Below are 1913 nucleotides of genomic sequence, written 5' to 3'. Positions count from 1 at the left end.
GCCTCGGGCCTGCGGACGATGTCGAAGACGTTCGGCTCGGGAAAGAACCGGGGGGCGCGGTTGCCGGCCCACGGGACCGCCATCACGCAGTCCCCGGCGCGCATGCCGACGCCGCCGAGGACCAGGTCCTCCCGGACCACCTGCACCCGGAACATGGCGCTCACCGACGTGTAGCGCAGGATCTCGTCGGTGGCCGCGGAGAGCTTCTCCGGCGCCGCGCGCAGCTTGGCCAGCTGCTCCGGGTGCCGGAACAGCGCGAGCAGGCCGGCGCTCGTCGAGTTGATCTCCAGCCCGCCGAGCAGCACCCCCATGGCCAGCTCGACCAGCTCGGCGTCGGCCAGCTCGTGCGTGCCGCGGACCCAGGCCGAGAGCAGGTCGTCGCCGGGCTCGGCCCGCTTGCGCGCGAGCTGACCGGCCAGGTAGTCCCGCAGCTGGGCCTGCGCGGTCGCGGCGTCGGCCGAGCCGTACGCGGTGACCGAGTTCAGCCCCTCGATCCAGGCGTAGAAGCGGGGACGGTCGGCGGCCGGCACGCCGAGCACGTCGCACACCACGAACACCGGCAGCGGCGCGACCAGCCCGGCCACCACGTCGGCCGGGCGCGGGCCGGCGAGCATCGCCTCGACCAGCTCGTCCACCAGCCGCTGCACCCGGGGACGGAACGTCTCGATGCGGCGGGCGGTGAACGCGCGCGCGGCCACCCGGCGCACCGCCGCGTGCGGCGGACCGTCCATGTTCAACTCGCGGGGACCGCCGCCGTCCGGCGTCGCGGTGGCGCCGAGCGGAAGCCGGGAGAAACGGGGGTCGGCCAGCACGGTGCAGCACTGCTCGTAGCCGAGCACCAGCCAGGCGGCCCGCCCGTCGGGCAGCCGCACCCGGCTGACCGGCTCGGTCACGACCATCTCCAGCAGCTCGGCCGGAAGATCGCCGGTGAATGGCTCGAACGGATAGGAACGCAACCCGGAATTGACGCTCAACGCACCACCGCCTGCCGATCGCGGTCCACCTCGGGCATCGGCTAAGACTCCCGCATCGGTTAGCCCGGCGTCAATATCCATTGCGGTCGTCCGCGACCTTCCGCGTACCGCTTCCATCACCTAGCATCGGTTGGCCAGGACTGCCGTTTCACGCGCGGATTGGTGGGATTTGACTGCGGCTCTGCGAATTCTGATGTCGACATGGGGCTGGCGGTCGCATTTCTACAGCCTGGTCCCGCTCGGCTGGGCGCTCCAGGCCGCCGGCCACGAGGTGCGGGTGGCCAGCCACCCCTCGATGGTCAGCGCGATCAGCTCGGCCGGGCTCGCCGCCGTGCCGCTGGGCGCCGACGTCGACTTCGCCGCCGCGTTCGCCGGCCGGATCGGCGCGGTGGCGCCGCTCGACGGGCCCGCCACGGCGGACGCCCTGGAGCCGGCTATCACCGCCGACGGCGGGGTGGTCCGCTTCGCCGACGCCGTGCTCGACGAGCTGGTCTCCTTCGGCCGGTCCTGGCGGCCGGACCTGATCCTCTGGGAGCCGTTCAACCTGGCCGCGCCGGTGGCCGCCGCCGCGCTCGGCGTACCCGGCGTGCTGAACCTGTGGGGGCCGGACTCCTCGACCACGCTGCGCCTGGACCCGGAGTCGGTGGTCGGGCCGCTCGCCGCCCGGTTCGGGCTCGCCGCCGCCGAGGTGGCGTTGGACGGAGTGCTCACGCTCGACCCGGTGCCGCCGCCGATGCAGGTGCCGATGCGCCGCCCCGGCCGCCCGGTGCGGTTCGTGCCGTACAACGGCCCGGCCGTGCTGCCGCCCTGGCTGCGCCGCCCGGCGGACCGGCCCCGGGTGTGCGTCACGGCGGGCACCATGATGGCCGGCGCGGGCCTGGACGACCGGCTCGACCTGGCCGGGGTGATCCACGCGGTGGCCGGGCCGGACGTGGAGGT

1 protein-coding gene and 1 pseudogene are annotated in these 1913 nt (G+C 74.3%); one reads left to right on the top strand and one right to left on the bottom strand.

The features are described from left to right. Positions 1-974 (bottom strand): cytochrome P450 (locus tag KBX39_RS30085; protein WP_247660755.1); only part of this gene is annotated, 974 nt, incomplete at its 3' end. 193 nt (positions 975-1167) lie between these two features. Here KBX39_RS30085 and KBX39_RS30080 point away from each other — a divergent pair. Beyond that, positions 1168-1913: pseudogene (locus tag KBX39_RS30080) on the top strand (nucleotide disphospho-sugar-binding domain-containing protein); the annotation flags it as partial.

Source organism: Micromonospora sp. D75 (genome assembly GCF_018070405.1).
In the GTDB taxonomy this organism is placed as follows: domain Bacteria; phylum Actinomycetota; class Actinomycetes; order Mycobacteriales; family Micromonosporaceae; genus Micromonospora; species Micromonospora chalcea.
Note: the sequence above shows the minus strand (reverse complement) of the source record. Positions and strands in the feature narration are given on the sequence as shown.